Genomic DNA, 26,171 nt, shown 5'->3' with positions numbered 1-26,171 from the left:
CCTCTCCTACTCCTTCGGCTTCGCCTCCTCGAGGCTGCCGATGCCGCCATGGGCCTTGGACCAGCCCACGGGATCCTCGAGGAACTTCCGCACCGCCGACAGCGCGCTGTCGCTGAAATAGGGACGCTCGCGGCAGACCTCCAGCACGTCCCACCAGGTGCAGAGGTGATGCAGGTTGAGCCCCATCGCCTTCATCTGCTCGAAGCTGCCGGGGAAGACGCCGTAGTAGAAGACGACGAAGGTATGGTCGCAGATGGCACCCGCGTCCCTGAGCGCCTGGGCGAACTTGATCTTGGACGCGCCGTCTGTCGTGAGGTCCTCGACCAGCAGGGTCTGCTTGCCGATCGGCACCTCGCCCTCGATCTGCGCATTGCGGCCGAAGCCCTTCGGCTTCTTCCGGACATAGGCCATCGGCGCGAGCATCCGGTCGGCAATCCAGGCGCCGAAGGGGATGCCGGCGGTCTCGCCGCCGACCACGGCCTCGATCGTCTCATAGCCGACATGCCGGCCGATCTTCTCGACGCCGAGGTCGCAGATGCGGTTGCGCGCGCGGGGGAAGGAGATGATCTTGCGGCAGTCGATATAGACCGGCGACTTCCAGCCCGAGGTGAAGGTGTAGGGCTCCTCCGGGCGGAAGTTCACGGCCTTGATCTCGAGCAGGATGCGCGCGGTGGTCAGCGCGGCGTCCCGGTCCCAGTCGGAGGCATGCGTGACGGCCATTGCAGCGGAGTCCCCGGGGTTGAGCGTGCGGAATGGCCGTTGGTAACGCCCCCGCGCGGGCGCGTCCATGAGCGGCTTGCCGGGGTCGCCCTCGGGGCCATCTGTCGCGCGATGAGAGGCGTCCTCCCCCATGGGTGAAACATCCGCGCCGCCCGCGCGAAGAAGGGAGATGAGCCGCCGCACCGCCGCCGCCCCGCCCGCGCGCCCGACCACGCCATGGCCCTGGCTGGACCGCGGCGGGCGATTCTCGCCCTTTCGCCTGTCCGTCCTGATCGGGCTCTGCTGCCCGGCGCTGGTGCTGGTCTGGCTGCTCGCGACCGGCCAGATGGGCGCCGAGCCCTGGAAGGAGGCGACGCGCGACGCCGGCGCGCATGCCATCCACGTCCTGCTGCTGAGCCTTTTCGTCACGCCGCTGCGCTGGATCGCGGACTGGCCGAAGGCGCTGACCTTCCGCCGGATGGTCGGGCTCGCGGCCCTGGCCTACGTCCTGCTGCACCTCACGATCTACTCCGGCGACCTCGCCTGGAACCTGCTGGCGGTGGTCAGCGAGATCGCGACGCGGGTCTATCTCACGCTCGGCTTCGGGGTGCTGGTGGGACTGTCGGTGCTGGGCTGGACCTCGACCGACGGGTCGCAGCGGCGGCTCGGGCCGAAGTGGAAGAAGATCCATCGCTGGGTCTATGTGCTGGCTGCGCTCGCGGTGCTGCACGCCTTCCTGCAGTCCAAGTCACGCGCCGACGACGCGGTGCTGGCGGCCGGCTTCTACCTCTGGCTGATGGGCTGGCGGTTGCTGTCCGGCCGGTGGCGGGCCGATCCCTGGGCGCTGCTGGCCCTGTCGGTCGCCGTCTTCGCCGCCACGGTCGGGCTGGAATTCGTGTGGTACGCCACCGCGTCCCGCCTGCCGGCGGCGCGCATCGCCGAGGCGAATCTCGGCTTCGACGCCGGCATCCGCCCCGCGCAATGGGTGCTGCTCGCGGGGCTCTCAGTGGCGATGATCCCCTGGCTGCGGCGGCTCGCGCGAAGGTCGCCGCGGCCGGCCTGATCCGCAGGGGCGGCATCCCCGCGGTTCCCGCGCCGCCATCGGCGTGGCAGCCTGGAATCATGGGGGGCTGGTGGCCGGGACCAGGAGCGCGTCTGCCTTTCCTGCATCGCGTCCGGCGATGGGGGGTAAATCCGGTGCGGCCGCTGGTCCTGCTGGTGATTGTCGCCGGCGCAGCCTGGCTTCTGGCGCGACCGGACGCCCTGTCTCCGGCGAGGGAGCCGTCCCTTTCCGGCTTCGCCCGCGCCGTGGACGGCGACACGCTGGCGATCGGGGCGCGGCGGATCCGGCTTGCCGGGATCGACGCGCCGGAGTCGGCGCAGATCTGCGAGCGCGACGGTAGCGCCTGGCCCTGCGGCGCGCTGGCCGCCCAGGCCCTGGCCGGGATGGTGCAAGGGCGAGTCGTCACCTGCAGCCAGTCCGGCGAGGACCGCTACGGCCGCGCGCTCGCGCGATGCGAGGCCGCCGGCGAGGATCTCGGCGCCGCCATGGTCCGACTGGGTTGGGCGGTTGCCTATGCGCGCTACTCCTGGCGCTACATCCCGCAGGAGTGGCAGGCGCGCTGGCGGGGCGTCGGGCTCTGGGCCGGGCGGTTCGAGACGCCGGAGGACTGGCGGCGCGCGCATTCCCGCTGAGGGGTCCGGTGCAGCCGGCCGTCGTCACGAAGCGCCTGCGGCAGCGTCGGCGCCCTTGCCCGCGCCCCCGCGCGCGGGCATGACGCCCGCCTTCGGAGGAGGGCGCCATGGCAACCCGCAGGCATCGCATCGCCGTGATCCCCGGCGACGGGATCGGCAAGGAAACGGTGCCCGAGGGGCTGCGCGTGCTGGACGCCGCCGCCCGGCGCTTCGGCTTCGAGCTCGAGCTCACGCACTACGACTGGTCCTGCGAGACCTACGCCGAGACCGGCAGGATGATGCCCGATGACGGGCTCGAACGCCTGCGGGAGAGCGATTCGATCTTCCTCGGCGCCGTCGGCTGGCCCGGCGTGCCGGACCATGTCTCGCTCTGGGGCCTGCTGATCCCGATCCGGCGTGGCTTCGACCAGTACGTGAACCTCCGCCCCTGCAGGCTGATGCCCGGCGCGAAGACGCCGCTGGCGGACCGCGCGCCGGAGGACATCGACTTCTACGTCGTGCGCGAGAACACGGAGGGCGAGTACAGCTCGGTCGGCGGGCGGATGTTCGCCGGCACCGACCGCGAATTCGTCAGCCAGCAATCCATTCTGACCCGCACAGGCACCGACCGCATCCTGCGCTACGCCTTCGACCTCGCGATGACGCGGCCGCGGAGGAAGCTGACCTCGGCCACCAAGTCCAACGGCATCACCTTCACCATGCCCTATTGGGACGAGCGCTTCGCCGAGATGGCGAAGCACTACCCTCAGGTGCAGACCGACCAGTTCCACATCGACATCCTCTGCGCGCATTTCGTGCAGCATCCCGACTGGTTCGACGTCGTCGTGGGATCGAACCTCTTCGGCGACATCCTGTCCGACCTCGGCCCGGCGGTGGCGGGCTCGATCGGCATCGCGCCGAGCGCCAACATCAACCCGGAGAAGGCGCATCCCTCGATGTTCGAGCCGGTGCACGGCTCGGCGCCCGACATCGCGGGCAAGTGGATCTGCAACCCGATCGGGCAGATCTGGTCGGGGGCGATGATGCTGGAGCATCTCGGCGAGAGGGAAGCCGCGGACGCCATCGTGGACGCCATCGAAAGGCACCTGGCCGAGGGCGGCCCGCGTACCCGCGACATGGGCGGCAATGCCGGCACGATCGATGTCGGCCGCGCGCTGGCCGAGGCCGTGGGCAGGGTCTGATCGCCCGAGGGCGCGGGCGGCGGCCCGGCCAGCCTGACCGCGCCGTCACTTGAACCCGGCGCGGATGGCGGCGTATAAACAGGCCGTCAACTGAGAACGATTCTCAATTGGCTCGCATCCGCCGGCCTCGCTCCTTGGCGCGCCCGGATTGGGGAAGGGATACCGGACGCCGATGGGTCGCGACTTCAGCCACATCGCCCGCCGCTGCGAGCGCGCCGTCGTCACGGCCTATCGCGAGCTGCGCGAGACCGGCAGCGCCGACATGCCGGCCTTCACGGCCTGCACGACGCTCTACCGCATCCACCATCCCGAATCCTCGCTGGAGGAGGCGCGGCGGCTGGTCTCCGAATGGATCGACCACCACGTCGTGCGCGGGGCGCAGACGCCAACCGAAGGCTGCGACTGCGACTGAGCGCGGGGCCGCGGGCCGTCAGCCCGTGCTCGCGGCCAAGGTCCTTTCCGATAGCGTCGTCAGCCCCTCCGCCGCACGGCGCGCGGCCGCTTCCTCTCCGGCCTTGGCGGCCGCCTCGATCTCCGCGACCAGCTCCGCCAGGCGCCGCGCGCCGGCCATGCGTGCCGCGCCCTTGAGCCGATGTGCCGCCCCCGCCGCGCCCGGCAGGTCGCCGGCGGCGAGCGCGGCCATCACCGCCTCCCCGTCGCGCTGCACGCCTTCGCGGAAGGTGCCGAGCAGCTTCGACAGCCTGGCCTGGTCGTCGCCGAAGAGCTGCCGCAGCGCCTCGGGGTCCCAGAGCATCGCGAGCCCGGGCTCGTCCGCCGGTGCGCCGGGCGCTTCCTCCTGCGGGAGATGCCGGCCGAGCGCGCGGGCGAGCTGGTCGAGCGCCAGCGGCTTCGGCAGGAAGGCGTCCATCCCCGCGGCGTAGCAGCGCTCGTCCTCGCCCTTCAGCGCGTTGGCGGTGACCGCGATGATCGCGGTGCGCGGCAGGCCGGGCCGCTCGGCTTCCTCGCGCCTGATCGCGCGCGCCAGGTCGAGCCCGTCCATCACCGGCATATGCAGGTCCACCAGTGCGACGCGATGCCGCGCGAGCCGCCACATCTCGAGCGCCTGCTGCCCGTCCTCCGCCATGTCGGCGACGCAGCCCAGGATCTCGAGCTGTCGCGCCAGCACCTCGCGGTTCACGGGATGGTCGTCCACCACCAGCAGCCGCGGCGCATCGCCGCGCGGGCCAGTGGCCGCGGCAGGCACGGACACCGCCTCGCCCGGCAGCGCCGCCGCTGCGGCGCCGAGCTTCAGCGTCACGCTGAAGCGGCTGCCGCGCCCGGGCGTGCTTTCCACCGTCACGTCGCCGCCCATGATCCGCGCGAGGCGGCGCACGATCGACAGGCCGAGCCCGGTGCCGCCGAAGCGGCGCGTTGTGGAGCTGTCGGCCTGGGCGAAGGGCTGGAAGAGCCGGGCGATCTGCTCCTCCGTCATGCCGACGCCGCTGTCCTCGACCGCGAGCCTGACGGCGACATCCTCGCCCACCGCCTCCGTCGTGGCCTGGATGCGCACGAAGCCGCGGTCGGTGAACTTGATGGCGTTGCTGACGAGGTTGAACAGGATCTGGCGCACGCGCACGGGATCGCCGGTGACCATGTCGGGCCCGGGTCCCGCCGGATCGGCGAAGAGGTGCAGCTGCTTGTTGCGGGCCTGCACGGCCAGCGTGTCCACCGCGCCCTCCACCAGGCCGCGCAGCGAGAAGGGGAGCGCTTCCAGCTCCATCCGCCCCGCCTCGATCTTCGAGAAGTCGAGGAGGTCGTCGATGATCCGCAGGAGCTGCCCCGCGCTGTCCCGCATCACCGCGATGCAGCGCTGCTGCGCGGGGCCGGGCGGCGTGCGTTCCAGCACCTCTATCATGCCGAGCACGCCGTTCATTGGCGTGCGGATCTCGTGGCTCATCGCGGCGAGGAAGGCGGATTTGGCGCGGTTCGCCGCCTCCGCCGCGTCGCGCGCGGCGGCCAGTGCCTCGGCCTGCCGGCGGCGCTCGGTGATGTCGGCATAGCTGCTGATCGAGCGCCCGTCCGGCAGCGTGACCGAGCGGATCTCGAGCGTGTGGCCCTCCGGCATCTTGCGCTCGAAGACGCCGTTGAGGACGCCGTAGTTCTTCGCACCCCACTGCGCCCGCTCCAGTGCCTCGGGGTCGCCGGCGAAGCGGTCGTTCTCGATCTGCCAGCGCTGCAGCTCGCGGGCATCCTCGCCCGGGCGCGCAAGCTCCTCCGGCAGGCCGAGCAGCTCGACGGCGCGGTGGTTGATGACCTGGATCTCATCCTTGGGCCCGGTCAGCACGATCCCGACGGGGACGTGGTCCATCGCGGCGGCGAGGATGGCGCGCGCCGCCTCCGCCGCGTCGCGCGCCTCGGCCAGCGCCTGCTGGCTGCGCTTCCTTTCCGTCACGTCGGTGTAGGTGCGCACGAAGCCGCCATCCTCCATGCGGCGGGCATGCACCTCGATCACCGTGCCGTCGGCACGCTCGCGCTCGTAGCGGCGCTCCTGCAGCTCCCCGCCCTCCATGGCGCGGCGGGCCTGCTCGGCGGCCTCGGGCGACAGGTCGTAGTCGCCGCGGGCCTTCTGGAAGGCGACGATCTCGGCGAAGGGGCGGCCCATTGCGGGCATGTCGTCGGGGATCTGCAGCAATTCGCGCGCGCGGCGGCTCACCAGCTTCAGCGTGCCGTCGGGCGCGACCAGCACCAGGCCCTGCGCCATGCTCTCGATCGTCGCGCCCAGCACGAGCGAGGCGTCGGCCGCGGCGTCGCGGGCTTCCGCCAGCTCCTCCTCGCGCTGCTTCAGGCCGGTGATGTCGCGGTAGATCACCAGGACGCCGCCATCGGGCGTGGAGATCGAGGAGATCTCCACCCAGTTCCCGTTCATGGCGCGGCGCTGCTCCGCCGGGCCGCCGGGGAAGCGGGCCATGTAGATGCGCTTCTCCACCGCCGCGTCCACCGCGGCGGGATCGGCGGGCGGCGGGCCGAAATCGCCGCGCAGCACGCGGTAGCGCATCGCCTCGATCGCGGAGGTGCCGGGCCGCGCCATCTCCTCCGGCAGGTCGTGGAAGCGCGCCACGGCGCGGTTGGCGAGCTTCACGCGCAGCTGGTCGTCCAGCAGCAGCACGCCGTCGCCCATGTGATCGAGGATGAGCTGCTGCGTCTCCCGCGCGCGCTGCAGCTCCTCCTCGCGCTGCTTCAGCGTGGTGATGTCGCGGTACATCAGGACGCAGCCGCCCGTCGCGATCGGGATGGACTTCACCTCGAGCCACTTGCCCGAGGGCGTCTTGCGCATGTAGCTCACGCCGCCGGGGCGGGAGAGCAGCGCGGCGCGGCCCTGCACGCGCGCCTCGAGCTCGGCCGCATCCTTGGGCGGCGGCCCGAACTCGCCGCGCTGGTCCTGCAGGCGCATGATGTCGAGCACGTTCACGCCGGGATACGCCATCTCCGGCGGGAACTCGCCGATGCGAAGCGTCTCCTTGTTGAAGAAGAGGACGGTGTAGTCCTTGTCCCACATGGTCACGCCGTCGGTCATGTGGTCGAGCACGGTCTGGAGCTGCGCCCGCGCCTCCGACAGCTGCTGTTCCTGCCGCTTGTAGCGCGTGACGTCGCGGTAGGTGAGGATCGCCCCGCCCTGCGGCAGGGGGATGGTGGTGACCTCGACGAAGCCCTCGTCCAGGGTGCGCCGCACATAGGTCGCGCCGGAGGTCAGCAGCCGCTTCCGCTCCGCCACGCGCCGCTCCAGCTCCTCCTCCGTCTCCGGGGGCGGGCCGTAGTCACCGCGGCGTTCCCGCATGCGGATGAGCTCCACGACGTCGGCGCCGTGGTAGAGGGAGCCCTCGGGGAAGTCGCCGATGCGCATCGCGCCGTTGTTGGCGAAGGTGATGCGCAGCCGCTCGTCCCACATCAGGACGCCGTCGGTCATGTGGTCGAGCACGGTCTGCAGCCGCGCCCGCGCCTCCGCCAGGTCGCTTTCCTGGCGCTTGAAGTCGGTGACGTCGGTCGCCGAGAGGACGAAGCCGCTCGGCATCCGGCGCAGCGCGACGCGGAACCAGCGCCCGTCCTCCGTCCGCCAGTCGCGCAGCCGCTCCGCCGCGCCGGGCAGCGGCAGCCAGGAGGCCGGGTCTTCCGGCGCGTCGAGCCAGCCGCCCGGGTTCGAGGTCGCCCCGCGCGCCCCGATGGCGGCCAGCACGCGATCCAGCGTCGCGCCGGGGCCGCGGGCGGCATCGCCGGGAGGGATCAGGGCGTCGAGGCCGGCATTGGCGGAGACCAGGCGGCCATCGGCGGCGAAGAGCGCGAAGGGGCCGGGCAGGCTGGCCAGGGCCTCGGCTTGCAGGGCAGCCGATTCCGCGGTGCTCCCCGCGGGGTCGGAAATAGCGAGCATGCCTGCATCATGCCCCTTTCCCGACGTCGCTGTGTTTCACGGGACTGAAACCTTGTTTCGCGTGTTTCACGAGGGTCGTTTGACGGCCCGGCCGCTCCCTGCGAAAGATGCGCCCCATGGGGGATCGAGGGTCATGACCGGGGGCAATACCTCCCTTCTTGTCGTCGAGGACGACCCGTTCCAGCGGGAGACTGTCTGCGCCTATCTCACGGGGCAGGGGTTCGCGGTGGAAGGGGTGGCGGACGGCCCGGCCTTCCGCGCAGCGGTCGAGGCGGCGATGCCGGACGCCGCGCTGGTGGATATCGGCCTGCCCGGCGAGGACGGGTTCAGCCTGGCGCGCTGGCTGCGCGGCCAGTCGCCGACCGTCGGCATCATCATGCTGACGGCGGCGAACGAGCTGGTTGACCGGGTGGTCGGGCTGGAATCCGGCGCCGACGACTACATCACCAAGCCCTTCGAGCCGCGCGAGCTGCTGGCCCGGCTGCGCGCCGTGATGCGCCGTGTCGGCGTGGACGGGAAGCCCGCGGCACCGGCGCCCGTCGCGAACGAGCCGCTGGCCGCCAACATGGTCCGCTTCGGCGCCGCCCAGCTCAATCCCCGCAGCGGCATCCTGCGCTGCGCCGACGGGTCCGAGGACCAGCTGACCGAAAGCGAGCTCGCGCTGATCAAGCTGTTCCTCGACAACCCGAACAAGGCGCTGCACCGGGACTGGCTGCTGGAGCGGATCTCGGGCGACGAGGAGCCCGAGGCCTTCGACCGCGCCATCGACCTGCGGATCATGCGGCTGCGGCGCAAGGTGGAGCGGTATCCCTCGCGTCCGATGGCGCTGCGGACGGTGCGCGGGGTCGGCTACCTCTTCGATCCCGAGGCGGTCTGAGCGGCCCGATGACCGCAGGGCCGATAGGCCCGGAGGTCTGAATCGGTCCGCGCGGCCGCCGGGCCGCGATGCTGGCCTGTGTCGGCCTCGCTGCCGCCCTGAAGCCAGCCGCCGCGCAGGGACGCGTCGCGCTCCGCGATCTCTACGACGAGACCGGCGAGGCGCCCTCGGCGCTCGCGCGCAGGCTGGACGGGAAGCGGGTCGCGCTGGAAGGGCTGGTCGCGCCGGTGCCGTCCGGCGCGGCGGGCTGGCTCGCGCTCGGTGAGACCGCGCTGGTGCCCTGCCAGCTCTGCGGGGGGGCGCATGACTGGCCGACGGGCGTGGTCTCGGTGCGGGGCGAGCTGCCGCACATCGCTGATCCCTATTCCCGCGTGACGATCGAGGGCGTGCTGGTGCTGGATCCCGCGGCGCGGGAGGGCACGGGGCTGCCCGAGCGCCTGGTGCTGCGCGACGCCGGCCTGGCCAGCGCCTGATCCCATGCGCAGGCTCCTGCTCGCCGTGGCGCTCGCCTGCGCCGCCGGTCTCGCGCAGGCGCAGCCCGCCGAGATGGTGCTGCGCAACGGGCGCATCCACACTGTGGATGCGGCCTTCTCGACCACGGACGCCGTTGCGATCCGCGGCGGGCGCTTCGTCGCGACCGGCGCGGCGGCCGAGGCGATGGCTGGGCCCGGCACGCAGGTCGTGGACCTCGGCGGCCGCACCGCCATCCCCGGGCTGATCGACACCCATGTGCACCAGCACCAATGGGGCATGAACCTGCTCGCGGTCCCCCTGCTGCAGGCGCGCTCCATCGCCGACATGCTGGCCGCGATCGGGGAGCGCGCGCGCCGCACGCCGCCCGGGGAGTGGGTTATCGCCTCCTCGCTCTGGCATGAGAGCCTGCTGGCGGAAGGGCGGCTGCCGACGCGCTGGGAGCTCGACGGCGTCGCGCCGGACAACCCGGTCTTCATCCCGCGCGGCGGGCATGTCGTCACCGTCAACAGCCTCGGCCTGCAGCGTGCCGGCGTCACGCGCGACACGCCCCAGCCCGCCGGCGGCGTGATCGTGAAGCGCGAGGACGGCGAGCCCACCGGCGTGCTGCTGATCGCCGGCGCGACCGTCCTCGCCCGCCGCGTCCTGTCGCCCCCGCCGCCCGCGCCCGAGCAGGGGCGGCTGGTGACGGAGGCGATCCGGGAGCTCAATGCCCTCGGCGTCACCGCGGTGGTGGAGCCCGGCATCACCGACGCCGAGGCCGCGATCTACCGCGAGCTGCGCGATGCCGACCTCATGACGGTGCGGACCTGGCTGCTCTGGCTCGCGGCGAACCGGGAGCAGGTCGCGCGCGGCATCGCGGCGCAGCAGGGCTGGCCGCAGCACCCGATGCTGCGCACGGCGGGGATCAAGTGGCTGCTCGACGGCGGCGTCGAGGGCGGCCGGATGACCGAGCCCTACCGAATCGTGCCGGGCGAGCAGACCAACCCGGAGTACCGCGGCATCCTGCTGCTGCCGGCGGGAGGTGAGGCCGAGATGCTGGACGGGCTGCGCCTGGTGCACCGCGCGGGGCTGCAGATGCAGACCCATGCGGTCGGCGACTACACCATCGACCTCATCACGCGGCTCTACGGCCAGGTGAATGACGAGCTCGGCCCGATCCGCCCGCTGCGCTGGACGGTGATGCACATCTTCCTGCCGACGCCGGATGCCTTGGCGCGGATGGCGACGCTCGGCGTGATGGCGACGGCGCAGAACCATCCCGTGCTGCTCGGCCACAACCAGCGGCGCTGGTGGGGCGACGAGCGCGCGGCCTATTCCATCCCGATCCGGCGCATCATCGACGCCGGGGTGCATGTCGGCGGCGGGACCGACGCGCCCGTGGTGCCCGGCGATCCCTTCCAGTCGATGTGGTGGATGGTCACGCGCGGCACGCTGGCAGGGTATCGCCTGGGCCCGGAATGGGGGATCACGCCGCGCGAGGCGCTGACGCTCTACACCCGGAACAACGCGGTGCTGATGGGGGCGGAGGCGGAGATGGGCTCGGTGGAGCCTGGGAAGCTGGCCGACCTGGTCGTGCTGTCGCAGGACATCCTGGCCGTCGAGCCCGAGAAGATCCGCGAGACGCGGGCGGTGATGACGCTGGTCGGCGGGCGGGTGGTGCACCGCGACGGGATGTGACGGCGGCATCGGTCATCCGCCGCGCGCCCAGGCGATCGCCGCGCGGGCCAGGGCATCGATCGTGTCGCAGACCGGGAAGGGCAAGGCGGGCCCGGCGGCGATGCCGAGGGGGATCTCGGTGCAGCCCAGCACCACCGCACGAGCGCCGCGCCCGGCCAGGCGCCGCGCGGCCTCGGCCAGCGCTTCGTAGGCTTCCGCGACCTCATTCGCCTTCACCCGCGCGATGGCGGGCGTGACGAGGGACGCCATCTCCTGCTCCGTCGGCACCAGGCAGTCGTAGCCGCGCGCGTCGAGGCGTTGCTGATAGAGCCGCATCGCCAGCGTGCCGGCCGTGCCCATGACGCCGATGCGCCCCTGCGGCACGCCGAGCCGCGCGAGTTCCGCCGCCGCGGCGTCCACGATGTGCAGGATGGGCAGCGGCGTCGCCGCCTGCATCGCGTCGAACCATCCATGCGCGGTGTTGCAGGGGATGGCGATCGCGCCGCAGCCCGCCTGTTGCAGGCCGTGGATTCCGCGCAACAGGGCGGGCAGCGGGTCTTCGCCGCCGGCGAGGCGGGCGGCGCTGCGGTCGGGGACCCGCGGGTCGGACCAGAGCACGGCGGGGATGTGGTCCTGGTCGCGCGCGGCCGGCGTCAGCAGCGTGAGCCGCCGCATGAACTCCGCCGAGGCCAGCGGCCCCATGCCCCCCAGCACGCCGAGCATGCGCCCCGCCATCCCCGCTCCTCCGTCACGCGGGCGCAGCCTGCCAGCCCGGGGCGAGGCCGGACAGTCCCGTTCCGGTTGACAGGACCCGCCGCGCCGCGCGTGATCGCCCCGGGCCAGCCGGGGAGGACCGCGTGACCGCCCAGGGAATTTCGCTCGGCGCGACCGTGCTGCTGATCCTGCCGATGGTCTATTTCACCATCTCGTCCCTGACCTTCTTCCTCAAGCGGCTGGACGATCCCGTGGTGGGCTGGATGCTGCGCGGGCTGTTCAGCGTCTATTTCAAGGCGGTGATCGCGGGCTGCGTGCTGGCGGTGATCGCCTTCGCCGCCGCCGGGCGGCCGGCGGTGGCGGCGGGGCTGGCGGCGCTGCTGGCGGCCGATGTCGCGGCGCGGGCCTGGTTCCTGCGGCGGATGGACGAGGAGATCCGGGTGCGCGACGCCGGCGACGCCCTGGCGCCGCGGCGGATGCGGCGCGTGCATCTCGGCGGCATCGCCTGGAACGGGTTGCAGCTGGTCGCGGTGGCGGCGGCGGTGCCGCGGCTGTTCCCCGGAGTGTAGAGCCGCGGGCTCTTTCATGCGCCGCCGGGTATAGACGCAAAGATCGCATCAGGGCCGCCAGGGCAGGGTGCCGGCCGGCAGGCGGCGCGCGGCGAGCGTCGCGGCGGCCATCAGGGCCGCCATCAACAGCAGCGCCAGGCAGGAGACGGCGGCGGCGAGCGGGGATTGCCCGCTCTCCTGCAGGCCGAAGACCAGCACGCCGAGGGTCTGGCTGCCCGGCCCGTAGAGCAGGGAGGAGACCGTGACCTCGTTCACCGCCGTGATGGCCACCAGGATCGCGCCGGCGGCCAGCGCCGGGGCGAGCGGGGGCAGGTGGACCGAGAACAGGCGCCGAAGCGGCCCCGCGCCCATGCCGCGCGCGGCCTCGTCCAGCGTAGGATCGAGCCTGGCGGCGGCGGCGGCGACCGGGCGGAGCGCCAGCGCCTGGAAGCGCGTGAGATAGGCGAGCCCGATCAGCCCGAGCGTGCCATAGAGCGCGCCGCCGCCGGGCAGCGACAGCACCACCAGGATCGCCGCCACGCCGGTGCAGGCGCCTGGCAGCGCATATGGCAGGTCGGTCGCGCCGCTCGCCGCACGCACCAGGCGGGCGCGCATGGCGAGCGCGATCGGCAGCGCGGCCGCGGCCAGCACCAGCGCCGCGCCGGCCGAGAGCATCAGGGAATTGCCAAAGGCGCGGCCGGTATGCGCGCCCGGCGACAGCGCGGCGGCGAAGTGGCGCCAGGTCAGGGTCTCGGCGGAGAGCTCGACGCCCAAGGCGGGGACCAGCGCGGCGGCGGCGAGCGCGGCGAGGGGCACGAGCAGCACGGCGGCGAGGTAAAGCAGCACGAGCAGGAGCGCGGCCGCCCGCGCGGTAGGCGCCAGCGTCAGGGGCGCGAAGGCCATGCGGCCGGCCGCCGGGGCGCGCCGCGCCGCGCGGGCCTGCAGCAGCAGGGCGGGCAGCGCCATCGCGGCGAGCAGCACGGCCAACGCCGCCGCCTGCGCCAGCGACGCCGCGCCGCCCGAGGACAGGCGCTGCCAGATCAGCACCGGGAGCACGGTGAAGCGCGCGGGGATGCCGAGCAGCGCGCCGACGCCGAAATTCCCCAGCGCCGCGACATAGGCGAGCCCCGCCCCGGCCAGCAGGCCGGGCCGCAGCAGCGGCCAGACCGCGCGGCGCAGCGCGGTTTCCGGCGTCGCGCCGAGGCCCCGCGCGGCGAGCACGACCTCGCCGGGCACGCGGCGGAGCAGGGCGGCGATCGCCAGCATCACCAGCGGCGCGGCCTGGGCGGCGAGCAGGACGGTCATGCCGGCCGGACCATAGACGGGGTTGGGCGTGCCGAGGGGCGGGGCGAGATCCAGCGCTAGGAGCAGGGGCGAGGCGGGGCCGGAGGCCTGGATCCAGCCCAGCGCCATGACCTGGGCTGGGATCAGCGCCGGCATGACCGCGAGGAAGAGCAGCACGCGGCGTCCGGGCAGGCCGCGCAGCAGCAGGGCCCAGGCGAGGCCCGCGCCGATGACGGTCGCGAGCGCGGCGGCGGCCAGCGAGACGGCGAGCGAATGAGACGCCGCGCGCCAGACCGCGGGATCGGCGAAGGCGGCAGCGAGCGCCGTGCCGGCCATCGCCTCCGCGAGGAGACGGAGAAGCGGGATCGCGCCGAGCGCGAGCAGCCAGGCGGCGGCGAGGAGGGGGAGGAGGGGAGTGGTCACGCGATGGGAAAGGACGGTGTCCCGGGCAATCCTTCTTACCCCCTCCCCCGCTGTTGCGGGGGAGGGATGGGGAGGGGGCCGCCGCGATCACCCATCCCGCGTCACCCCCCCGTCAGCTGCGCGAAGCGGCGGAGGATCTCCTCCTGCTCGCGCGCGGCGCGGGCGGCATCGAAGGGCATGATCCTGACGGTCCTCGGGTCCGGGAAGCCGGCGGGCGCCGTCGCCTCGGGGTCGGCGGGCAGGAAGCCCTGGCTCGACGCGAGCTGCTGGCCCTCGCGCGAGAGCAGGAAGTTCATGAAGGCGATGGCGGCCGGGACGTTGCGCGCGGTGGACAGGATCGCGGCGGGCTCGGTGATGGCGCTGACGCCGTCCTCGGGGAAGACGAAGCGGACGGGCGAGCCGTTGCGGGATTCCCGGATGGGCAGGTAGTCGATCGCGATGCCGAAGGCGCGCTCCGCCCCGGCGACGGCCTGCATGACGGGGCCGTTGCCGCCGCGCGCCTGAACGCCGTTCTGCACGAGCCGCTCGACATAGGACCAGCCGAAGGCGGGGTTCTGCACCAGCGCCGTGACATGGATCGCCGCGGCGCCGGAGACGGCGGGCGAGGGCATCGCGACCTGGTTGCGCGCGCGGGGCTGCAGCAGGTCGTCCCACCGCCGCGGCGCGAAGGGCGCGCGGAGGTGGTGCATGATCCCCGTGGTGATGAGCTTGGTGCCGAAGTAGGCGCGGCCGGCGTCGAGATGCTCGGGCGGGATGCCGGATGACTGGACCTCGGGGCTCGGTCGCAGCCGGCCCTCGGCCTTCAGCGCCTCGAAGGTCAGGCTGTCGGCCAGCAGCAGGATGTCGGGGCGCGGGGCGCCGGCGGCGATCTCGGCGCGCAGCCGGGTCATGATCTGGCCGGTGCCGCCGCGGATCCATTCGACCTGCACGGCGGGATGGCGGCGGCGGAAGGCCTCCACCGTGCCGGCGGCGTCGGGCTCGAGCTGGGAGGTGTAGAGGACAAGCGGGCCGGAGGGCTCCGCGTTCGTCCCCTGGGCGGCGGCCCGGCGGATCGCCGCCATGGCCAGTGCCGACATGCCGAAGGCGAGGTCGCGGCGCCTCATCATCGCGGTGTCCCCCTTGTACCGTGCTGCCGATCTAGCGGCAGCGAAGCCTTCCGGGCAGGGGGGTAATGTGAAGAGCCGGTTTCATGCGGACCGGGTCGCGGCGCATGCCGGCGCATCCGGCCCGCGGCGCACGCCGCGAAGGCCGCAGCGGAGCACCGACGGGTCGCCCGGAGCGGCCCCGGGCGTCAGGCCGGGAAGATGAAGTTCGCGGTCGCCGAGGCGCGCGCGATCAGCGCGGTGAGCGCGGGGTTCTCGAACCCCCGCTCGGCGGTCAGCACGTCCATCGGGCAGAAATACTCGTGGCTGTGCGGCAGGTGGCCGGCGGCGACGGACTGGTAGTGATGGCGCTTCAGCCCGTACAGCACGCGCATGTCGCGGATCGGCAGGACCAGCGGCTCCGCCGGTTCCGCGCGCAGCATGCCGATGGCGTGCCAGCGCGGGGTCGGGTCGCCGGGCTCGGCGGGGTCGAGCAGCCAGCGCAGCGGGCAGACCACCAGCAGCGAGGAGGTGGAGGGCGCGAAGCGCGCGCGCTTGTCCTGCATGTTGGCGACCGAGCCGCAGGCCTCGATGCAGAGGATGTCGGCCCAGCGCTCATAGGGGTCGGGGGAGAAATGCAGCCAGAGCCCGTCCGGGATGGTCTTGAAGGTCTGGCAGCCCGGCAGCTTGAGGAAGGGCTGGCCCAGCATTTTCTCGTCGCCCGGGCGTGCCCGTAGCCATGTGCCGGACTGACGCGTCGAGCGCACCGCGCCGGGCGGGCTCTGCGGCCATTGACGCAGCCGGCGCCGGACGAGGTCGTCCAGCGGTTTATGCACCGGCCAATTATCTCGCATTGATACTGATCCTTCCTGGAAACACAACCGTAGATAGAGATTTTCCAAAAACGTTAACGACCATCAAGCGTTTTCTAACGCGTAGTGTCAATTTTCACGCGCAGCGGTTGCAATTCGCATACAGGATTCGAGATTCAGGCGCAGATTGGGACTCGATCCCGGAGGCGGGAGACGACTCAAAACCCGCAACGCCGACTCATGGAACGGAGTCGATTCAAATCCTTGGAGCGCGATCTTGAAACCGAGAGACGGCAAAAGGCCCCGTTCGCGCGCGCGAACGGGGCCTTTCCGGGACGGAACGGGGTGTCAGGGGCCGTCTGGCCCCGGCATCAGCCGCGCTTGACGAGGTCCACGTAATCGCGGCGGGGCGCGCCGGTGTAGATCTGGCGCGGGCGTCCGATGCGCTGCGTCGGATCCTCGATCATCTCCTTCCACTGGCTGACCCAGCCGACCGTCCGGGCCACCGCGAAGATCACGGTGAACATCGACGTCGGGATGCCCATCGCCTTCAGGATGATGCCCGAATAGAAATCCACGTTCGGGTAGAGCTTGCGGCTGACGAAGTAGTCGTCGTGCAGCGCGATCCGCTCCAGCTCCATCGCCAGGTCGAGCAGCGGCTCATCCTTGATGCCGAGCTCGCCCAGGACCTCATGGCAGGTCTTCTGCATGATCTTCGCGCGAGGGTCGAAGTTCTTGTACACCCGATGGCCGAAGCCCATGAGCTTCACGCCGGAGTTCTTGTCCTTCACCTTCTCGATGAAGGACGGGATGTTCCTGGCATGGCCGATCTCGCCCAGCATCTTCAGCACGGCCTCGTTCGCGCCGCCATGCGCAGGCCCCCACAGCGCGGCGATGCCGGCGGCGATACAGGCGAAGGGGTTGGCGCCGGTCGAGCCCGCAAGCCGCACGGTCGAGGTCGAGGCGTTCTGCTCGTGGTCGGCATGCAGGACCAGGATGCGGTCCATCGCGCGGGCCAGGACGGGCGAGACCTGGTAGGGCTCGGCCGGCACGGCATTGAGCATGTGCAGGAAGTTGGCGGCGTAGTCGAGGTCGTTGCGCGGATACACGAAAGGCTGGCCGAGCGCATACTTGTAGGCCATGGCCGCGATCGTCGGGACTTTGGCGATCAGGCGGAAGGCCGCGATCTCGCGCTGCTTGGCGTCGTTGATATCGAGATTGTCGTGATAGAAGGCCGCCAGCGCGCCGACCACGCCGCACATCACGGCCATGGGGTGCGCGTCGCGGCGGAAGCCGTCGAAGAAGCGACGGATCTGCTCGTGCACCATGGTGTGGTAGGTGACGCCCTTGCGGAACTCCTTGAGTTGCGCCTCGGTCGGAAGGTCGCCGTTCATCAGGAGGTAGCAGACCTCGACGAAGTCGGACTTCTCGGCGAGCTGGTCGATGGGGTAGCCGCGGTAGAGCAGCACGCCCTCGTCGCCGTCGATGTAGGTGATCTGGCTCTCGCAGCTCGCGGTCTCGCCGTAGCCCGGGTCATAGGTGAAGACGCCGAGGTCGCTGTAGAGCTTGCGGATGTCCACCACATCGGGGCCGACGCTGCCCTTGAGGACCGGCAGCTTCATGCTTCGGTTGGTGCCGTCGAGCGTGAAGGTGACGGAGCCGTTGGGGGTGGTGCTCATCGCTGTGCTTCCTCAAGCGCCAAGGCGCCGATGCTCGCGGCGTCGTTATGGTGCGGTGCAAGATAGGTCGCACCCCGCGGGATTGGCAACGTGGCGGGGCGGCGGCTTCGGAAAAATGAAGGACGGCTGTGAAAGCGTCGCGGCGCCGATCAGTTCCGGCGGCGCCACTCCTCCGGCCTCGTGAAGCCGCCGGCCCATAGGCCGCGCGCGCCGCGCCGGGCCTCGACCTCCAGCGCGGCCATGGCCGTGTCGTCCTCGGCCAGCGCCCATCCCGCGCCGATCATGCCGGCATTGAGATCCACGCCGCCGGCGCTGCATTGGCCGAGGCCCCGCCCGAAGCGGTCGCGGCCGGCGACGATGCAGACAACGCTGCGGCCGTTGACCAGGCGGGACAACGCCTCGGCCGCGGCGGCGCCGCAATCGAACCATCGCCCCGCGGCGTCGGAGCAGCCCTGGCCGCGTTCCGGCGCGTCCACCCTGGCCAGGCGGACGGTGCGGTCGCCGAGACGGATGGTGTCGCCGTCCACAATGCGCACCTCGGCAGCGAGCGCGGACCAGTCCTGTTCCCGCGGGGCGGAACCGAACAGGTCGGGCGGCAGGCCGATGCCGCTGACGAGGATGACGAGGGCCGTCGCGGCCAGCACGAGCAGGGAAGTCCGCCAGCGGCGCTGCGACGGGGCAGGTCGGAAGATACGGCGAGGAGGCTGCAAGGTAAGGGACCGGCAAAGCCCTGGATGAGGGCCGACGATTACCCCACGAAGGCGCGAGCGCGCAACCCCTTCTTCAACTTATGCTTTAGGTGAAAGAACACCTCTTCAACCTTGATTCCAGAAGATTCCCTCGGCAATCAGCTCTTCCCAGGCCGAGGCGGCCTTGCGGCGCGCCCGGCGCGCGCGAGCAAGCGACCAGCCCTCAGCCAGGCCGCCGGCCCAGGCCAGGGCGGGCTGCCCGTCGGCCAGCGTCGCCATCAGCGCGCGCGCCACCACCGCATCGTTCGCCAGGCCGAAGGCGTCCTGCACCGCGCCCAGCCGCTTCAGGAACCGCTTGGTCCGCCGGCGCGGCCAGAGCGGCGCGAAAAGCTCGGCGGCGTAGCGGAGGCGCTTGGCCTCGATGCGGAGCTGGTGGAACTCCTCGTCGGGCAGGCCGGCGATCGCCACGCCATGGCCGGTGACCCGTTTCCAGCGCTTGTCGAGCACGCCGGCGGCGAAGTCGGGCAGCGGCGCGGCACGCAGGGCGGCGGCGTCCTCCTCGCCGTCGCGCCAGGGCCGGGCCTCGCCCAGCGCGGCCGCCTGCCAGGCGACCCGGCGGAGCAGCGGGCCGTCCAGCACCGGGCGCAGCGCGGCATAGGCGGACTCGCGCCGGCGGCGGGCGGCGCGCAGCAGGGCCAGCAGCCGGGGTTCCTCCGGCAGCGCGGCGGCGGTCTCGGCGCCGAGGCCGCCGAGGAAGACATCCCAGTCCCGCGCCGGCCCCAGCGCATCGGCGACCCCCTTCGCGGCGGCGTCCAGCGCGCGCAGCGCGTCGCCGTCGCAGGCCGGGCGGAAGACGCGCAGAACGGATCGCAGCCGGCGGATCGCGACGCGCATCTGGTGCACGCCCTCGGTACGCGCCCCGGCATGGGCGATGGGGGCCTGCCAGAGCATCACCTCCGTCAGGTGCCCGATCGCCAGCAGCAGCGCCTGCTCCACGTCGAGACCGGGATCGAGATGCGGCGGGCCCTGCCGGCGAGGGACAGCGGCCTCGTCGCGCGCCAGGGCGCGCGCCTCCTCGGGCAGCGCCATCCGGGGCGGCAGCAGCGGCGCGGTCTCCGCCAGCGCCTCGATCGTCGCCAGCACGGCCCCGGGCGGGCCGCGCAGGGTCAGCCGGGCGGCCGGCGATTCCCGCGTAACGGCGCGGAGCTTGCCGCGCAGCAGCGTGGCCTCCACGCCGTCGCCGAGCGCCAGGCGGGTCAGGCTGCCCGCGAAGCCCGCCAGCGGCAGCAGCGGCGCCTCGCCGGCGGCTTCCGGCACGTCATGGGCGCCGAGGGTGGCAAGGCATGCGGCGGGCGTGCCCGGGCACCAGGGCCGGCCGGGCTCGGGGTGGGTGCGCAGCAGGCGGCGCGGGCCGCGACGCGGCTGTTCGAGCGCGAGGCCCCGGGCGGCGAGCGCGCCGTCCGCGGTATCGAGCCAGGTCAGGCCGACCGCGGCGCCGCGGCGCGACCGGCCTTCCCGGCGGTCGGCGAAGGGCGCGCTCCGCAGCAGCGCGTCGGCGGCGGCGGGGGGCAGGGCGGCCTCGAGCTCCAGCAACCCAGCCGTGCCAGGCGCCGGGTGGGGGTCGTCGCTCAGGCCGTCGCCTCCGCCGCATCGGCCTCGCCGGCGGGCAGGTCGGCGGGGACCAGGAAGCGCAGCAGGCGGCCGCCGCCGGGCTCCAGCGCGCGCCAGGGCAGCGCGACGCTGAACTCCGTCAGGGCGGCGGTGGGATAGGAATGGGCGAGGCGCCCGGCGACCGGGCCGCCGCCCGCCATGGCGGCGGGGCCGGCCAGCGCCAGCGCCAGTTCGTGCAGGCCGGGGTTGTGGCCGATCAGCAGCACGCTGCGAGCGGTCTCCCTGATGTCGCGCAGCACGTCGAGCAGGGAGGGCCAGGGGGCCAGGTAGAGCGCGTCCATCGGCTCGATCAGCGGGGAACCCTCGATCGGCAGCAGCGCCTCGAGCGTCTGCAGGGTGCGACGGGCGGAGGAGACGAGGACGACATCGGGAGCGAGACCGAGCTCGCGCATGGCGTCGGCCATCGCCGCGGCGTTGCGCCGCCCCCGCGCGTTCAGCGGCCTGGCGTGGTCGGCGAGGCGCGGGTCGTCCCAGGAGGATTTCGCATGCCGCAGCAGCAGCAACTGGCGCATGCGGCATCCTAAGCACGCCGGGCGCCTGCTGTCTGCCTCGCCCATCTTCCCGGTTTTGCAAGCCGGGCCATCTGCGTGCTCGGCCGCAGAGGATTGGAGATGGCGCGGATCGTGGTGATCGGGGCGACGGGCGGGATCGGCGGCGCGCTCGCGCGGCGCCTGGCCGCACGCGGCGAGGAGCCCTTCCTCGTGGCGCGCGACGCCGGCCGGCTGGCGGCGCTGGCGGAGGAGCTTCGCGCGCCGTGGCGGGCGGCTGACGTGCTGGATACGGCGGCGCTGAAGGCGGCGGTGGCGGAGGCCGGGCCGGTGCTGGCGGGGCTCGCCTTCTGCGTGGGATCCATCCTGCTGAAGCCGGCGCCGCGGCTGAGCGAGGCGGAGTTCCTCGACGCCTACCGACTGAACGCGCTGGCGCCGGCGATGGCGGTGCAGGCGGCGCTGCAGGCGCTGGCGGCGGGGAAGGGAAGCATCGTGCTGTTCTCCTCCGTGGCGGCGCGGAAGGGATTTCCGAACCACGCCGCGATCGGCGCGGCCAAGGCGGCGGTGGAAGGGCTCGCGCTGTCTCTCGCCGCGGAACTCGCGCCTTCCATCCGTGTCAACGCGATCGCGCCGAGCCTGACGCGGACGCGCATCGCCGAGCCCTTGACGCGCAGCCCGCAGATGGCCGAGGCCATCGCGCGGCAGCATCCGCTGGCCCGGTTGGGCGAGGCGGACGACGCGGCGGCGCTGGCGGACTTCCTGCTCTCCCCGGCGTCGGGTTGGATCACCGGCCAGGTGATCGGCGTGGATGGCGGGCGCGGGACGCTCGCCGGGAAGGGATGAGATGATCGGACGTCGGCTGGTCCTTGGTACGGCGCTGCTGCCTTTCGCCGGACGCGGCGCGATGGCGGCGCCCGCCGACATCAATTTCCGCATCATGCGGGGCGGCTCGCAGGTCGGCACGCATGGCGTGCGATTCCGCGACGAGGGCGACCTGCTGCGCGCGCGGACGGAGATGCGCATCCGCGTGACACTGGCCGGCTTCACGGTGTTCCGCTTCACGCAGGACACCGAGGAAGCCTGGCGGGGCGAGCGCCTGGTCGCGCTGGAAAGCCGGGCGGACCGCAACGGCACGCCGGGGTTCTGCTCGGCGGTCGGCGAGTTGAACGGGCTGCGGCTGCGCGGCACGGCGGGTGAGGCGTTGCTGCCGCCGAACGCCGCGCCGCTGACCTGGTGGCGCGCGGCGACGCTGCTGAGCGCGAACGTGCCGCTCTTCGACGTGCGGGAAGGCCGCGCGGTCCAGCCGCGGCTGGAGCGGATGCCGCAGGCCGGAGGCCAGCGCATCAGGGTGATCGGCGGCGAGGGCGCGGAGGTTGCCTATGACGCGCGCGGCAACTGGACCTTCTTCGCGACGACGGGCGAGGACGGGTCGAGCGTAACCTACGAGCGGAGCTGAGGTGCAGAGACCGGCAAGTCGTTCCGGCCCTCTCCCCCCTGTGGGAGGAGAGGGCATGTACGGCGCGGGATAGGTTGCTCGCGTGACGACACTTCGGGTCGTCCTGGGCGACCAGTGCAGCGACACCTTGTCCTCCCTCAGCGACATCGCCCCTGGCGACGTCGTGCTGATGGCGGAGGTGCGCGCGGAATGCACCTATGTCCGGCATCACCAGCAGAAGATCGTGCTGGTGCTCTCGGCGATGCGCCACTTCGCGGAAAGGCTGCGCGCGCGCGGAGTGACGGTCGCCTATTCGCGGCTCGACGATCCCGCCAACACGCAGACGCTCGCGGGCGAGGTCGCGCGCGTCGCGAAGCAGGTGAAGGCGACGCGCATCGTGGCCACGCATCCCGGCGAATGGCGCGTGCTGCAGGACATCAAGGCGTGGCAGGACGCGACCGGCCTGCCCGTCGAGATCCGCGACGACACGCGCTTCCTCTGCACGCTCGACCGCTTCCGCGCCTGGGCCGGCACGCGCAGGCAGCTCCGCATGGAGTTCTTCTACCGCGAGATGCGGCGCGAGACCGGCATCCTGATGGAAGCCCCGGACGAGCCCACGGGCGGACAGTGGAACTTCGACCACGACAACCGCCAGGCGCTGCCGCGCGACATCCGCCCGCCCGCGCCGCGGCGCTTTCCGCCCGACGCGATCACGAAGGACGTCATGGCCCTGGTCGCGCGCGAATTCGCCGGCCATTTCGGCACGCTCGACGGCTTCGCCTGGCCGGTGACGCCGGAGCAGGCGCAGGACGCGCTGGAGGACTTCATCGAGCATCGCCTACCCGATTTCGGCCGCTTCCAGGATGCGATGGCGGAAGGCGAGGCGACGCTGTTCCACGCCCTGATCGCCGCGGCGCTGAATGTCGGCATCCTCGACCCCCGCGCGGCCTGCGACGCGGCGGAGGCCGCGTATCGCCGCGGCGACGCGCCGCTCAATGCTGCGGAGGGCTTCATCCGCCAGATCCTGGGCTGGCGGGAATACGTGCGCGGGCTCTACTGGCTGCGCATGCCCGCCTATCGCGACACCAATGCGCTGGAGGCGACGCGTCCGCTGCCCTGGTTCTACTGGTCCGGCGAGACGGAGATGGCGTGCCTGCGCGCCGCGATCGCGCAGACGCGGGATCTCGCCTATGCGCATCACATCCAGCGGCTGATGGTGACGGGGAACTTCGCGCTGCTGGCCGGCCTCGATCCGCGCGCGGTGAACGAGTGGTACCTCGTCGTCTATGCCGACGCCTATGAATGGGTGGAACTGCCGAACACGCATGGCATGGCGCTCTTCGCCGATGGCGGGGTGATGGCGTCCAAGCCCTATGCCGCGAGCGGCGCCTACATCAACCGCATGTCGGACCATTGCCGAGGCTGTGCCTTCGAGGTGAGGCAATCCACGGGCGCGCGTGCCTGTCCGTTCAACTATCTCTACTGGGATTTCATCGCGCGCCACGCGGAGCGGCTGTCGCGCAACCCGCGCATGGCGATGCCGCTGCGCACGCTGTCGAGGATGGATCCGAAGAAGCTGCACGCGATGCGGGCGGCGGCGAAGGCCTTCCTCGACGGGCTCGATCGCGGCGAGGCGCCGGCGGGCCAGGCGCGGCTGGTCTGAGGGCGCATCCCGCGTCGGCGCGATGCGTTGGCGGGGCATGGCTCGTCTCGCCTTCCTTCCGTTGCTGCTGCTGCCCGCGCTCATGGGCTGTTCGACCATCGGCGAGATCGACGCGGCGATGCGGCGGGTCGATGTGCTGGACCGCGTCTTCGGCGCGCCCCCGCCCCCGCCCCCGCCCGCGCCCGCACCGCCGCCCGATCCCGGCCCGCCCAAGGCCGCGGAGGCCGAGCCGCTCACCGAGCCGATGAACGTGCCGACCGTGGATGTCGAGCCGGCGCCGGCAGTGGTGGCGCCGGCACCTGCGGTGGCGGCGCAGGCGCCGGCCGCCGCCGATCCCGCGCGGCGGCGGGCGGCGCTGATCCGGGACTATCCATGGCTCACGCGGTTCTGGGCGGAGCTGAACGCGGAGCAGCAGGGCCGCGTGCGGCGCGCGCTGGCGCGACGCGGCGTGTCGTCGGACCCGGCGGGGCTATGGGATCCGCTGGGGCTGAACGAGAGGGTGCGGCTGGTGTTCGGCGAGGGATAGGGAGGATCAGGCCCAGCTCGGCAGGTCCACCCAGGCGAGATGGCCACCCTTGCCGGCGCCGCAGTCCAGGAACACGCAGCGGCCGCCCAGAAGCCCCTCCGCGACATAGGGGCGGCCGTCGGTGGAGCGGCGGTCATGCCCGCAGACCACCAGCATGTCGCGCGGGATGCGGTCCACCCAGTCATGCACGCGGTCGGGAAAGCCGTCGCTGCGCATGCGCCCCGTGACCTGGCCGTAGATCGCCCGCGTGACCAGGCCCGTCGCCTTGCCAGCGCCGGCGTCCGGCGGCGGCGAGGCATGCAGCATGCCGGGATGGAAGCCGCCATGGACGAAGACGCGCCCGCCGTCGCGGATCCAGGCCGGGGCGCGGGCGATCTCCTCGATCGCGCGGGCCTTCAGCGCCGGCCCGTCCGGCGCCTCCTCGAGCTGCTCGAGCGTGCGGCCGAGGCCCTCGGGCTGGATGCGGAGCTGCATCCCGGTCAGCGCGCGGCGCAGCTTGTGGTCGTGGTTGCCGAGCAGGAAGAGGCCCCGCCCCTCGTCGATCAGCGTGAACATCCGCCGCAGCACCTCGGGGCTGTCCGGCCCGTGGTCCGTGAGGTCGCCGAGCTGGAGGATGAACATGTCCTCGGCCAGCGCGCCCTCGATCGCCGCGATGAACTGCTCGGCCTCGCCATGGACATCGGCGACGACGCGGAGCCCCGCGAAGCCACGCCAGAGGTTGGACGGATGCTCGCTCACGCCGCCGCTGGCCGTTTCAGCGCGGCGAAGGCCGCCAGGGCGCGGGCGCGGCCCTCGGCCGGACCGACCACGGGGCGCGGATAGTCGCGGCCGAGCGTGACGCCGCTCGCCGCCAGCACATCGGGCGGCGCCTCCCAGGGCTTGTGGAGGAAGGCCTTGGGGAGCTTTGCGAGCTCCGGCACCCAGCGCCGGACATAGGCGCCGTCGGGATCGAACTTCTCGCCCTGCAGCACGGGGTTGAAGACGCGGAAATAGGGCGCGGCGTCGGTCCCGCAGCCCGCCACCCACTGCCAGGACGCGCTGTTGGAGGCGAGGTCGGCATCCACCAGCGTGTCGTGGAACCAGGCCGCGCCGTCGCGCCAGGGCTGCAGCAGGTGCTTCACAAGCAGGCTGCCCGCGACCATGCGCACGCGGTTGTGCATCCAGCCCGTCCGCCAGAGCTGGCGCATGCCGGCATCCACGATCGGATAGCCCGTCTCGCCGCGCTGCCAGGCCCGCAGCAGCGCGGGGTCGGGCGACCAGGGAAAGGCATCGAACTCCGGTCGCAGGTTGCGGTCCGGCATCTCCGGCCGGTGCCAGAGCAGGTGATAGGAGAATTCGCGCCAGAGGATCTCCTTCAGCCAGGTCTCCATGCCGGCCCCCTTCGCCGCCGCGCGGGCGGCGTGCCAGACCTGGCGGGGCGAGACCTCGCCGAAGCGCAGATGCGGCGAGAGGCCGGAGGATCCCTCGATCCCCGGTATGTTGCGGGCATCGGCATAGGCGCCGAGCGGGCCGGCCACGAAGCGGGCCAGGCGGGCGGCGGCCCCGGCCTCGCCGGGCTGCCAGCTCGCGCCGAACCCGGCGGCCCAGTCGGGTTCGCCGCGGACGGGATAAAGGCCGAAGCTGTCCAGCGTCTCGCCCCCGGCCGGCGGCGCCACCGCGGGGATGGCGGCCGGCGCGGGCAGGGGATCGCCGGGCTCGCCAGCGGCGAGCATCGCTTTGGCAAACGGGGTGTAGACGGCATAGGGCTTGCCGCTGCCGGAGCCGAAGCCGTGCGGCTCCCGCAGGACGACGGTGGTGTACAGGTGGAGCGCGCGGCCGGACGCCGTCAGCGCCTCGTGCACGCGGCGGGACTGCTCGCGCGCCCAGGGCTCCATGGCGCGGCCGGCATGGACGTCCTTCGCGCCGACGGCGGCGGCGAGCGCGGGGATGATCGTCTCGGCGCGGCCCCGGGCGAGCAGCAGCGTCGCGCCCCGGGCGGCAAGGTCGGCGGAGAGGCTGGCCAGGCTCCCCTTCAGCCACCAGCGCGAGGCGCCGCCAAGGCGATGCGCGCCGGCGGCCTCGTCGTCGAGCACGAAGGCCGGCAGGACGGCGCCGGCGGCGATGGCGGCGGTCAGCGCGGGGTGGTCGGCCAGGCGGAGGTCGTGACGGAACCAGATCAGAGCGGGGGCGGTCATTCCCCCTATGTAGGAAGCCCGGGGCGATAGGCGAGCCG

24 protein-coding genes are annotated in these 26,171 nt (G+C 72.6%); 12 read left to right on the top strand and 12 right to left on the bottom strand.

Annotated features, from left to right (window positions below; translation table 11 throughout):
* Positions 1-6: 6 nt before the first annotated feature.
* Positions 7-720, bottom strand: coding sequence for an orotate phosphoribosyltransferase (locus ACLF3M_RS13110; RefSeq protein ID WP_430657379.1), 714 nt, complete (start codon positions 718-720; stop codon positions 7-9).
* A 169-nt stretch (positions 721-889) separates the two neighbouring features.
* Between ACLF3M_RS13110 and ACLF3M_RS13105 the strand changes: the two genes are divergently transcribed.
* The 4 genes from ACLF3M_RS13105 to ACLF3M_RS13090 all read left to right on the top strand — a co-directional run bounded on the left by ACLF3M_RS13105 (position 890) and on the right by ACLF3M_RS13090 (position 3,987).
* The gene (locus ACLF3M_RS13105) at positions 890-1,762 is read left to right on the top strand and encodes a sulfite oxidase heme-binding subunit YedZ (RefSeq protein WP_430657378.1); all 873 of its coding nucleotides are present in this window, start codon (positions 890-892) and stop codon (positions 1,760-1,762) included.
* Between the two features lie 134 nt (positions 1,763-1,896).
* Positions 1,897-2,394, top strand: a complete 498-nt coding sequence (locus ACLF3M_RS13100; RefSeq protein WP_430657377.1) for a thermonuclease family protein — start codon at positions 1,897-1,899, stop codon at positions 2,392-2,394.
* 107 nt (positions 2,395-2,501) lie between these two features.
* Positions 2,502-3,575 carry a tartrate dehydrogenase gene (locus ACLF3M_RS13095; protein WP_430657376.1) on the top strand — a complete coding sequence of 358 codons (1,074 nt, stop codon included), beginning with the start codon at positions 2,502-2,504 and terminating at the stop codon, positions 3,573-3,575.
* Between the two features lie 172 nt (positions 3,576-3,747).
* On the top strand, positions 3,748-3,987 hold the full coding sequence (locus ACLF3M_RS13090) for a hypothetical protein (protein ID WP_430657375.1): 240 nt from the start codon (positions 3,748-3,750) through the stop codon (positions 3,985-3,987).
* 18 nt (positions 3,988-4,005) lie between these two features.
* Here ACLF3M_RS13090 and ACLF3M_RS13085 read toward each other — a convergent pair whose 3' ends face one another.
* A complete protein-coding gene (locus tag ACLF3M_RS13085) occupies positions 4,006-7,938 on the bottom strand; it encodes a PAS-domain containing protein (RefSeq protein ID WP_430657374.1) in 3,933 nt (1,310 codons plus the stop codon).
* 133 nt (positions 7,939-8,071) lie between these two features.
* On the opposite strand from ACLF3M_RS13085, the gene ACLF3M_RS13080 reads away from it, so the two are divergent.
* The 3 genes from ACLF3M_RS13080 (at position 8,072) to ACLF3M_RS13070 (ending at position 10,966) form a co-directional block, all read left to right on the top strand.
* The gene (locus ACLF3M_RS13080) at positions 8,072-8,815 is read left to right on the top strand and encodes a response regulator (RefSeq protein WP_430657373.1); all 744 of its coding nucleotides are present in this window, start codon (positions 8,072-8,074) and stop codon (positions 8,813-8,815) included.
* A 68-nt stretch (positions 8,816-8,883) separates the two neighbouring features.
* A complete protein-coding gene (locus tag ACLF3M_RS13075) occupies positions 8,884-9,288 on the top strand; it encodes a hypothetical protein (RefSeq protein ID WP_430657372.1) in 405 nt (134 codons plus the stop codon).
* A 4-nt stretch (positions 9,289-9,292) separates the two neighbouring features.
* Positions 9,293-10,966: an amidohydrolase gene (locus ACLF3M_RS13070; RefSeq protein ID WP_430657371.1), complete on the top strand. Its 1,674-nt coding sequence runs from the start codon at positions 9,293-9,295 to the stop codon at positions 10,964-10,966.
* A gap of 12 nt (positions 10,967-10,978) precedes the next feature.
* On the opposite strand, the gene ACLF3M_RS13065 is transcribed toward ACLF3M_RS13070, so the two are convergent.
* Complete coding sequence (locus tag ACLF3M_RS13065) at positions 10,979-11,680, bottom strand: aspartate/glutamate racemase family protein (RefSeq protein WP_430657370.1); 702 nt, start codon at positions 11,678-11,680, stop codon at positions 10,979-10,981.
* A 122-nt stretch (positions 11,681-11,802) separates the two neighbouring features.
* On the opposite strand from ACLF3M_RS13065, the gene ACLF3M_RS13060 reads away from it, so the two are divergent.
* On the top strand, positions 11,803-12,228 hold the full coding sequence (locus ACLF3M_RS13060) for a hypothetical protein (protein WP_430657369.1): 426 nt from the start codon (positions 11,803-11,805) through the stop codon (positions 12,226-12,228).
* Positions 12,229-12,276: 48 nt separating this feature from the next.
* Here the strand turns inward: ACLF3M_RS13060 and ACLF3M_RS13055 are convergent, their stop codons facing one another.
* The 7 genes from ACLF3M_RS13055 to ACLF3M_RS13025 form a co-directional block, all read right to left on the bottom strand.
* On the bottom strand, positions 12,277-13,914 hold the full coding sequence (locus ACLF3M_RS13055; RefSeq protein ID WP_430657368.1) for an ABC transporter permease: 1,638 nt from the start codon (positions 13,912-13,914) through the stop codon (positions 12,277-12,279).
* 101 nt (positions 13,915-14,015) lie between these two features.
* Positions 14,016-15,020, bottom strand: a complete 1,005-nt coding sequence (locus ACLF3M_RS13050) for an ABC transporter substrate-binding protein (protein ID WP_430657367.1) — start codon at positions 15,018-15,020, stop codon at positions 14,016-14,018.
* Positions 15,021-15,205: 185 nt separating this feature from the next.
* On the bottom strand, positions 15,206-15,832 hold the full coding sequence (locus ACLF3M_RS13045; protein ID WP_430657366.1) for a hypothetical protein: 627 nt from the start codon (positions 15,830-15,832) through the stop codon (positions 15,206-15,208).
* 347 nt (positions 15,833-16,179) lie between these two features.
* Complete coding sequence (gene gltA / locus ACLF3M_RS13040; protein ID WP_430657365.1) at positions 16,180-17,487, bottom strand: citrate synthase; 1,308 nt, start codon at positions 17,485-17,487, stop codon at positions 16,180-16,182.
* 149 nt (positions 17,488-17,636) lie between these two features.
* A complete protein-coding gene (locus ACLF3M_RS13035; protein WP_430657364.1) occupies positions 17,637-18,131 on the bottom strand; it encodes a thermonuclease family protein in 495 nt (164 codons plus the stop codon).
* A gap of 171 nt (positions 18,132-18,302) precedes the next feature.
* Positions 18,303-19,769 carry a CHAD domain-containing protein gene (locus tag ACLF3M_RS13030; RefSeq protein WP_430657363.1) on the bottom strand — a complete coding sequence of 489 codons (1,467 nt, stop codon included), beginning with the start codon at positions 19,767-19,769 and terminating at the stop codon, positions 18,303-18,305.
* A gap of 35 nt (positions 19,770-19,804) precedes the next feature.
* Positions 19,805-20,359 (bottom strand): SixA phosphatase family protein, encoded by a 555-nt coding sequence (locus ACLF3M_RS13025; protein ID WP_430657362.1) that lies wholly within the window; start codon positions 20,357-20,359, stop codon positions 19,805-19,807.
* Between the two features lie 99 nt (positions 20,360-20,458).
* Here ACLF3M_RS13025 and ACLF3M_RS13020 point away from each other — a divergent pair, with 99 nt between their 5' ends.
* The 4 genes from ACLF3M_RS13020 to ACLF3M_RS13005 all read left to right on the top strand — a co-directional run bounded on the left by ACLF3M_RS13020 (position 20,459) and on the right by ACLF3M_RS13005 (position 23,959).
* Positions 20,459-21,178, top strand: coding sequence for an SDR family NAD(P)-dependent oxidoreductase (locus tag ACLF3M_RS13020; protein ID WP_430657361.1), 720 nt, complete (start codon positions 20,459-20,461; stop codon positions 21,176-21,178).
* 1 nt (position 21,179) lies between these two features.
* Positions 21,180-21,791, top strand: a complete 612-nt coding sequence (locus ACLF3M_RS13015; protein ID WP_430657360.1) for a DUF6134 family protein — start codon at positions 21,180-21,182, stop codon at positions 21,789-21,791.
* Between the two features lie 82 nt (positions 21,792-21,873).
* On the top strand, positions 21,874-23,433 hold the full coding sequence (locus ACLF3M_RS13010; RefSeq protein ID WP_430657359.1) for a cryptochrome/photolyase family protein: 1,560 nt from the start codon (positions 21,874-21,876) through the stop codon (positions 23,431-23,433).
* A gap of 37 nt (positions 23,434-23,470) precedes the next feature.
* A complete protein-coding gene (locus ACLF3M_RS13005) occupies positions 23,471-23,959 on the top strand; it encodes a hypothetical protein (RefSeq protein ID WP_430657358.1) in 489 nt (162 codons plus the stop codon).
* 6 nt (positions 23,960-23,965) lie between these two features.
* On the opposite strand, the gene ACLF3M_RS13000 is transcribed toward ACLF3M_RS13005, so the two are convergent.
* Entirely contained in the window at positions 23,966-24,697 is a 732-nt protein-coding gene (locus ACLF3M_RS13000; RefSeq protein WP_430657357.1) for a metallophosphoesterase, read from the bottom strand.
* Positions 24,694-26,133 (bottom strand): cryptochrome/photolyase family protein, encoded by a 1,440-nt coding sequence (locus tag ACLF3M_RS12995; RefSeq protein WP_430657356.1) that lies wholly within the window; start codon positions 26,131-26,133, stop codon positions 24,694-24,696. Before ACLF3M_RS12995 ends, ACLF3M_RS13000 begins: the two co-directional genes overlap by 4 nt.
* Positions 26,134-26,171: the final 38 nt, after the last annotated feature.

The sequence above is a fragment of the Falsiroseomonas sp. HW251 genome, from assembly GCF_050563545.1.
Lineage (GTDB): Bacteria > Pseudomonadota > Alphaproteobacteria > Acetobacterales > Acetobacteraceae > Falsiroseomonas.
The sequence above is the reverse complement of the archived record's forward strand: the minus strand, read 5'-3'. Positions and strand labels throughout refer to the sequence as shown.